This is a genomic window from Pseudoalteromonas sp. BSi20429, from assembly GCF_000238895.1.
Taxonomy (GTDB): domain Bacteria; phylum Pseudomonadota; class Gammaproteobacteria; order Enterobacterales; family Alteromonadaceae; genus Pseudoalteromonas; species Pseudoalteromonas arctica.
Genome location: NZ_BADV01000071.1, coordinates 43,811 through 51,740 on the forward strand (window position 1 = coordinate 43,811; position 7,930 = coordinate 51,740).

The 7,930-nt window shown below is 39.8% G+C and carries 8 protein-coding genes; 4 read left to right on the forward strand and 4 right to left on the reverse strand.

The genetic code is table 11. The features are described 5' to 3' along the window. Nucleotides 1–20 precede the first annotated feature (20 nt). The 3 genes from P20429_RS05890 to greB all read right to left on the reverse strand — a co-directional run bounded on the left by P20429_RS05890 (nt 21) and on the right by greB (nt 1,561). Complete coding sequence (locus tag P20429_RS05890) at nt 21–602, reverse strand: CBS domain-containing protein (RefSeq protein WP_007584976.1); 582 nt, start codon at nt 600–602, stop codon at nt 21–23. 51 nt (nt 603–653) lie between these two features. Beyond that, on the reverse strand, nt 654–965 hold the full coding sequence (locus P20429_RS05885; RefSeq protein ID WP_007584977.1) for a hypothetical protein: 312 nt from the start codon (nt 963–965) through the stop codon (nt 654–656). 116 nt (nt 966–1,081) lie between these two features. Then, nucleotides 1,082–1,561, reverse strand: coding sequence for a transcription elongation factor GreB (gene greB / locus P20429_RS05880; protein WP_007584978.1), 480 nt, complete (start codon nt 1,559–1,561; stop codon nt 1,082–1,084). Between the two features lie 195 nt (nt 1,562–1,756). On the opposite strand from greB, the gene ompR reads away from it, so the two are divergent. Further along, nucleotides 1,757–2,476: a two-component system response regulator OmpR gene (gene ompR / locus P20429_RS05875; protein ID WP_002959552.1), complete on the forward strand. Its 720-nt coding sequence runs from the start codon at nt 1,757–1,759 to the stop codon at nt 2,474–2,476. A 5-nt stretch (nt 2,477–2,481) separates the two neighbouring features. After that, a complete protein-coding gene (envZ, locus tag P20429_RS05870) occupies nt 2,482–3,795 on the forward strand; it encodes a two-component system sensor histidine kinase EnvZ (protein ID WP_007584979.1) in 1,314 nt (437 codons plus the stop codon). Nucleotides 3,796–3,817: 22 nt separating this feature from the next. Here the strand turns inward: envZ and P20429_RS05865 are convergent, their stop codons facing one another. Then, nucleotides 3,818–5,860 carry a glycoside hydrolase family 97 protein gene (locus P20429_RS05865; protein ID WP_007584981.1) on the reverse strand — a complete coding sequence of 681 codons (2,043 nt, stop codon included), beginning with the start codon at nt 5,858–5,860 and terminating at the stop codon, nt 3,818–3,820. A gap of 158 nt (nt 5,861–6,018) precedes the next feature. Here P20429_RS05865 and P20429_RS05860 point away from each other — a divergent pair, with 158 nt between their 5' ends. Then, nucleotides 6,019–6,642, forward strand: coding sequence for a hypothetical protein (locus P20429_RS05860; RefSeq protein ID WP_007584982.1), 624 nt, complete (start codon nt 6,019–6,021; stop codon nt 6,640–6,642). After that, nucleotides 6,632–7,864: a hypothetical protein gene (locus tag P20429_RS05855; RefSeq protein ID WP_007584984.1), complete on the forward strand. Its 1,233-nt coding sequence runs from the start codon at nt 6,632–6,634 to the stop codon at nt 7,862–7,864. The genes P20429_RS05860 and P20429_RS05855 overlap by 11 nt, the downstream gene beginning before the upstream one ends. Nucleotides 7,865–7,930 lie beyond the last annotated feature (66 nt).

Here is a 7,930-nt window from a genome sequence, read left to right on the forward strand (position 1 = left end):
AATTCAACTAAAAGAGCGCCCTAGTGAGGATGCTCAATGTTTTCTAATACTTCACTGAAAGAGTGAGCAATAGGGCTAATATGTAGTGGAATATGTAATGTTTTAGCTATTTGGCGAGCTGAAATTAAACCACAAATTTCGCTACTTGCTGTTGTTACTAATAAAAACATTACACCTTGATGCTCCATTGTTTGCAGCGCATCACCAATACATGCATAGCTTAAACTTTGCATGCTTACACCTGTAAGTCGGCTAATTGGCGTCATAATATCGCGCAAGCTTACTTCACTTCGTGGGGTATTTAAACGCTCTGCAATAATAGTAATTTTAGAGCTTTGTAAATCGGCGCTAGAAACAAGACCAATCAATTTTTGGTTCTCGTCGGTTACTAAAACAAAATCAGATTGTTGTGCACTAACTTGTTTAAGTGCATCTGTAATCGTTGTTGTATGCTCTGCACGAATAGGCGTTTTTTGAGTAAAGTTATTTACCATTTTTAGCGCTGGAGATGATAAATCAATCAATGGTTGGTCATCTGCAAATGTGCTTGCAATAACGCCGTGAGAAACATTTAGGGTACGTAATTCTTTAAAGTTAGACATAGGTAGTCACCTTAGTAGTTATAAAATTTAATTAAGTTGTAAAATAATGAATTAAATTAAATAGCTAGGTGGTCCGCGTTGGTACGCAGTGCTAAAAGGTCTGTTTAGGTTGGTGCTCTTATAAAAAGAATCTACGACATTAGGAAGTGGTTGAGGCGACCTAAAGGTAATAGTATTAACGTGAGAGTCTACGTCAAAATCGAGGTTTGCTTGGTCAGGAATGTCACAAGCAATAAAGTGATTAGATAGTTTAGCGTTATCAAGGTTTACTTCAGTGTTACTGGCATGCAGCGTCAAACTTACACTCATTAAAAGTGCAAACAATACGGCATTATTTAATATGCGCTGTACTATGTTTGACATAACCACGACCTTAATTAACTGCTTTCAAATTAAACAAATCAACTTGAATAATTCAGTTATAGCTTATTGGTTTAATTTACACAATCAAAAGTTAACATGATCTGAATCAAAACTTTTTATTTCTTTTTTTGGTAATCGATACTGTTTACATACCACTGCTTTTTACCCTGAGGAGTAGGTACTTCAAAATCGTCATCTACTTGTTTTTTAATCAGCGCCCGCGCCATAGGTGAGTCTATCGATATGTAATCTTTTCGGTCGTAAATTTCATCAGGTCCGACAATTCTGAATTTTTTAGTTTCACCTTCTTCGTTTTCAATTTCGACCCATGCACCAAAAAACACTTTTCCATCTTGAACGGGAGAGTAGTCGATGATTTTTAAATCAGGTATGCGTTTGCGTAAATAGCGTACACGACGGTCAATTTGGCGTAGCAAACGCTTGTTATATTGATAGTCTGCGTTCTCAGAGCGATCTCCGAGACTAGCTGCCCAGCTTACTATTTTTGTTACTTCTGGGCGTTTAACGTTCCATAGTTGGTCGTGTTCTTGTTGTAATTGTAAGTAACCTTCGCGGGTGACTAAATTTGTTTTCATGGTGAATTCTTTATTAGCTCTAATGGTGTGCACGTTATTAAATTTGCCAAAACTTGTCGAGCGTAAAATGTAATAAAGTACGAGTAAGTAAGCTTTGAAATGTTCAGTAACAATCTAAGCAAGTAATTAGTTTTTGATTATTAAGTTTTTCATTTATATTAACTAGTAATTGGATATAAAAATAAGAAAGAGATTATGGGACACGAAACCACAAAAGTATTAGTTGTTGATGACGATATGCGCTTACGCAGTTTGCTTGAACGTTATTTAGTAGAGCAAGGCTTTATTGTTAGAACCGCAGGAAACTCGGAGCAAATGGATAGACTCCTAGAGCGAGAAAACTTTCACTTAATGGTTCTCGATTTAATGCTCCCAGGCGAGGATGGCTTATCTATTTGTCGCCGTCTACGCCAAAAAGAAAATGAAATTCCTATTGTTATGCTTACTGCAAAGGGCGACGAAGTAGATCGCATTATTGGCCTTGAACTTGGCGCTGACGATTACATTCCAAAACCATTTAATCCACGAGAGCTACTTGCTCGCATAAAAGCCATTTTACGTCGCCGAGCAAAAGAAGTGCCAGGCGCACCTGCTGCTGAAGAAAACTTAATCGCTTTTGGTAAATTTACGCTTAATTTGGCAACGCGCGAAATGAGTGAAGGGGATAAAACAATATCGCTTACCAGTGGTGAGTTTGCAGTGCTTAAAGCGCTTGTTTCGCATCCACGTGAGCCACTTAGCCGCGATAAGCTAATGAACTTAGCGCGTGGCCGCGATTACAGTGCGCTTGAGCGAAGCATTGATGTGCAAGTGTCGAGACTTCGCCGCATGATCGAAGTAGATGCTGCCAATCCACGATATATTCAAACCGTTTGGGGTTTGGGGTATGTGTTTGTTCCCGATGGTGAAAAGTAATATTTATGGGCATGTTTCCGCGCAGTGCTTTTGGACAAACTGTTTTTTTAGTGGCGGCTCTGCTGCTCATAAATCAAATAGTGTCTTATGTTACGGTTAGTTTTTATGTTGTAAAACCAACCATTGAGCAAGTCAACTTGATGCTTGCTAAGCAAATTAAAACAGTATTCATTGACTGGGAAGATGGCGTTGAAATAAACGACGAAGTATCTGCAAAGTTTTTTGAAATTACCGGCATTGAAGTCATGACGCAGCGCGAAGCAATGCGCCAAGGGCTTGGGCAAAGCCGCGAATATTCTATGCTATCGCGCAGCATGACTGAGCAACTTGGTGGTTATTCTCGTGTACGTATTAGCCAAACTGATCCGTTGATTTATTGGGTTGAAGCACCGCAAGCGCCAGGTTATTGGGTAAAAGTACCGCTTAAAGGCTTTAAAGAGAACAACTTAGAGTTTTTAACTTTTTACTTATCAAGTATTGGCTTTTTAAGTGTGCTGGGTGGGTGGTTGTTTGCAAGACACCTTAATAGACCATTAAAAGCACTGCAACAAGCTGCAGTGAAAGTGGGTAAAGGCGACTTTTCTACCAAGTTAGAAGAACAAGGCTCAACAGAAGTAATAGAAGTAACGCGCGCGTTTAACCAAATGTCGCGCGGAATTGCTGCACTTGAAAACGACCGCCGTTTACTAATGGCCGGTGTATCTCATGATTTACGTACGCCGCTTACGCGTATCCGTTTAGCCACCGAAATGATGGTTGATGAAGATGACTATCTCCGTGAAGGTATTATTTACGATATAGAAGACATGAACGGGATTATTGATCAGTTTATTGAGTATCTACGCCACCATAAACGTGAAGAACTAAGTTGCGAAGATATAAATGCTTTAGTTGCCGAGGTTGTCAATTCTGAGCTTCAGCATCAACGTACTATTACGTTTAAAAGTAATCCAAATATAGGCAATATACCGTTAAGCTCTGTGGCTATTAAGCGTGTAATTACCAACATGATTGGTAATGCACTGCGTTATTCTGAGGGCGATATTGAAGTACTTAGCTACTTTAATTCAAACAAAAAGTATGTAGTTATCGCTGTAAACGATAATGGCCCCGGCATTCCTGAAAACGAACTAGAGTCTGTGTTTGAGCCCTTTAAACAAGGCGATGCTGCACGTGGCAGTGAGGGTAGTGGCTTAGGCCTTGCCATTATTAAACGCATTGTTGATATGCACGACGGTAAAGTAAAACTAGAAAACCGCCCAGAAGGCGGTTTAAGTGCACAAGTATATTTGCCAATAAAGGTATCAACCCCTGCATAGTAAATGCAGGGGGCCCATTATATTAAAGTGCTTTAAAACGAATAGCTGTACCGCCACTAGTGGCTAATTTAAGCGTTAGTTTATCGCTTGCAGTTACAACACGTTTTTCGATAGCTAGATCGTACGGATTGTTTTTCCACTCTGCGCTTTTACCATCTTTATAAATTTGTGCTTCAAATTTTTTGCCTTGCTCTAAAAAGTCGAGTTTCACCTCAATAGTTCTGGCTTGTTCGTCAGTAACAGCGCCTAGGTACCAATCATTTCCTGAGTATTTAGTGCTTTTACGTTCTTTACGAGCGAATACAATAAAGTCGCCTACTTCACCATCAATAGCAATACTTTGCTGCCAATCTGTTGGTACGTCTTGAATGAATTGAAATGCATCGGGCTTAGCCAAGTAGTTTTTAGGTAAGTCGGCAGCCATTTGAATTGGGCTATACAAAACAACATAAAGTGCAAGTTGTTTGGCAAGTGTAGTTTGTGGGCGGTTTGTATCGCCTCCTAAACCATTAAAGCTCATATCAAAAATACCTGGCGTAAAGTCCATTGGTCCTGCAAGCATGCGGGTAAAAGCAAGCATTGGTACATGCTCTGGTGGATTAGGTGGTGAACCCCATGCATTATATTCTTGTCCGCGTGCACCTTCGCGCGCAATCCAGTTTGGATAAGTACGGCGCAGGCCTGTATCTTTAATTGGCTCGTGAGTATTAATGCTAATTTTATGCTTAGCCGCAAGTTTTACGTTATAAAGGTATTCGTTAACCATAAACTGGCCGTCATGCCATTCGTGGCGAGCAATACCGTTTTTGTCTATACGTTTTATATTTCCGCCATCGGCTACATAACCTGTTTTTACTTGGCTTACGTTTGATTTTTCGTAAAGGGCAAAAGCATCTTCCATTTGGTCACGGTAGTTGCTTACATTGCCTGATGTTTCATGGTGGCCAATGAGCTGTACGCCTTTTTCTTTGCCGTATTGAGTCAGTGCTGCTATATCAAAGTCGTCGTACGGTTTGGTAAAGTTAAATACATCGCCATTAAAATACCAATCGCCATCCCAACCAATATTCCAGCCTTCAACGAGTACGCCATCAAAACCATACTGCGCTGCAAAATCCATATAGTATTTTGTGGTTTGCGTAGTGGCGCCGTGTTTTTTACCGCTACCCCAAGTTTGCGTGTTTATATGCATACCCCACCAAATACCCACGTATTTGCCAGGCTTAACCCACGACACGTCACCGAGTTTATTAGGCTCGTTTAGGTTTAGTATTATATCTGAATTAACTAAGCCAACAGCGCTGTCGGCTATTTGAATGGTGCGCCATGGTGTTTTAAAAGCGCCTTGTTTTTTAACTGCAACACCATCTGACCACGGTGTTAAATCGGCAGTGAACGTACCAGAGCGGCGTTGATTAAGCACCATGCCTGCGTAATCAACAAGTGCGGCTTCATGAATACTAATATGAGTACCGTCACTTGTTTTAAACGTAAATGGTGTGTGAGCTAGTGGAGCTTCGTTAAGTGGGGTAGTGTTGTAAACATATTCGTAGCGGTTCCAGCCACGAGCAGGTATCCACCATGCTGTTGCATCATGGCTATTGTTTATTGCAAATTCAGTTAACTCTTTGGTGATTTCTGTATGTTCGAACCCGGCTTGTTGTGGTACTTCGTATCTAAAACCTACACCACTATCAAATGCTTTAAATCGAATAGTGTAGGTACCTTTATTTGGCTCGTTTTTTGTAAAGGTAACGGCTACTTCGTTATATTCGTCAACAACGTTTTGGCGTTCGCCCCAGGGTTGTTGCCACTGCGAGTTAACGCTTTGTTGTTCAATGCTTTTAATTTTAAAGCCATCGCTAAAAGCTGCTTGTGTTTTAAATTCAAACCCCAGTAAAGATTTGTTTATAACCGCTTTGTTTTTAAATTTTATTGCGTAGCTTGGCGTGTTGTTCTCGTCAGAGATGCTTACTGTTATTTGTGTGTCTGGCGATTTTAGCTCTACGGTTTGTCCGTAGCTATTACTAGCAAAGGCTAAAAGCACAAGTGCTGGTATTCTCATGGTGTGTCCTTAGATGAGTCGGTGGTGACATCTAAGGATAATGACTGTTGATGATTAATACGACTGCTTACATACGTATTCAATGTTTTAAAAAATAGAAAGAATTTGGTGGCTTAATCGGTCTATAATGTAAACAAATTGATAATAGCGACAAGAAAATGATAAAAAGCTTACTTTATGTATTTTTACTAAGTGTTAGTACTGGAGTTTTTGCAGCAAATATTACAATTAAAAATGCTAATAATGACCCATTACCTAATGCTGTTGTATGGCTAACTGCAGGAGACCCCTCTAGCGTTATTCCTCCAGAAGCACCTTATGCGATGACCCAGCAAAATAGAGAATTTAAGCCGCGTATTTTAGTTGTCCCACAAAATGCAAAGGTAGAGTTTCCGAATGCGGACTCAATCATGCATCATGTTTATTCATTTTCTAAAGCCAAAACGTTCGAATTAAAGCTATATAAGGAGCACCCAAAAGCGCCCATTACTTTTGATCAAACGGGTGTTGTTGAGCTTGGCTGTAATATTCATGATTGGATGTTAGGTTATATTGTGGTGGTAGATAGTACTATTTTTGCAATCACTGATGAAAACGGGAATGTTGATTTAAATGCCAATGCAGGCGAATACACGTTAAGTGTTTGGCATTCTGGATTTAGTGATATTAGTAAGGTTGAATCTCAAACTATTACTGTGGCTACTAACCCGATCACTTACAAAGTAAAGCAGGAAATTGCGGAGCAAATTGACTTTGCTACGGATGAATTTGATGACTATTAATCGCTTAATGAGGCTGGCATTTTTAGCCGGTGCTTTATGTTTTAGTAATGCATTGTATGCACAAGTAAAAGGCTTGATACAAATTAGAGCCGTGCAGGGGGACGATATACGTAGCTTCCAAGAGGGCGGCCTTGGGCTATATCGGCACGATACTAAAAGCGACGAACTTATTTTATCCCAAGGTATTTTAGATTTTAATGTTGATTTAGCATCTAGTTGGTCGGCTCATGGGGTGTTAAATGCGAATCAAGATCCTGACGTTGGCCTTGGTTTTACACAGGCTTATATAAAGTATCAGCCGCTATCTAACAGCAACTATAAATGGCACATGCGCGTGGGGGGCTTTTACCCACTTATGTCGCTTGAAAATCCTGATATAGGGTGGACTTCTCCTTATAACTATACAAACTCAGCTATTAATAGCTGGATAGGCGAGGAAGTACGCACTGTTGGCGCAGAGGTAACTATTAAGCGCCCAGCAAAACGTTTCAACAGCGCTCATAGCTTTAGTTTTGTAGGTGCTACATTTAAAGGCAATGACCCTGCAGGTACTTTACTTGCGTGGCGTGGTTTTGCATTACACGATAGACAAACTACATTTAACGAAAGTATTAAATTTGCGCCTATAGCGGCATTAAATGCATACGAATTACGTTGGCAGGCTAATCAGGTTTTACCGTTTGAAGAGGTAGACGGGCGTTTTGGCTATTACGCTGGCGTACATTGGGATTACTTAAAAAAATCACAATTTCGAATTTATTATTACAACAATAACGGTGACCCAACCACACTCAATATTAGTACAGGGCAGTATGCTTGGGATACTCGCTTTACAAGCGCTGCTTGGCTTTATAAGTTTAATAGTAAAACACGTTTAATAGCACAGGTACTTAATGGTAAAACTGAAATGGGCAGTAACGCATTAATTGATAATGCTTTTTATAGCCATTATTTAATGCTGAGCCATAAAGAAGGCAAACATCGAGTTTCAGTACGTTATGATTATTTTAAAGTTACTGACAACGACACCACTGCGTTTGACCCTAATGCAAGTAATGGGGAAGGCTTAACCGCAACATGGCGCTACCAGCTCACTAATAAACTACAAATAGGGGTTGAAGGTTCTGCACTTAAAAGTGTTGCAAAAAATAGAGAGCCAATTGGATTTAATGAACGAATCTCGCAGCAGCAAATAATGCTAAATGCGCAATGGCGTTTTTAAAAGTATAAAAAAGGGAGCATTTAAATGCTCCCTTTTTAGTTTAATAAAATTGGTATAGATTATACC

Coding starts and splice junctions, on each gene's coding strand:
- P20429_RS05855 (WP_007584984.1), top strand. CDS start 6,632: ATGACTATTAATCGCTTAATGAGGCTGGCATTTTTAGCCGGTGCTTTA.
- P20429_RS05890 (WP_007584976.1), bottom strand. CDS start 602: ATGTCTAACTTTAAAGAATTACGTACCCTAAATGTTTCTCACGGCGTT.
- P20429_RS05860 (WP_007584982.1), top strand. CDS start 6,019: ATGATAAAAAGCTTACTTTATGTATTTTTACTAAGTGTTAGTACTGGA.
- P20429_RS05885 (WP_007584977.1), bottom strand. CDS start 965: ATGTCAAACATAGTACAGCGCATATTAAATAATGCCGTATTGTTTGCA.
- greB (WP_007584978.1), bottom strand. CDS start 1,561: ATGAAAACAAATTTAGTCACCCGCGAAGGTTACTTACAATTACAACAA.
- ompR (WP_002959552.1), top strand. CDS start 1,757: ATGGGACACGAAACCACAAAAGTATTAGTTGTTGATGACGATATGCGC.
- P20429_RS05865 (WP_007584981.1), bottom strand. CDS start 5,860: ATGAGAATACCAGCACTTGTGCTTTTAGCCTTTGCTAGTAATAGCTAC.
- envZ (WP_007584979.1), top strand. CDS start 2,482: ATGGGCATGTTTCCGCGCAGTGCTTTTGGACAAACTGTTTTTTTAGTG.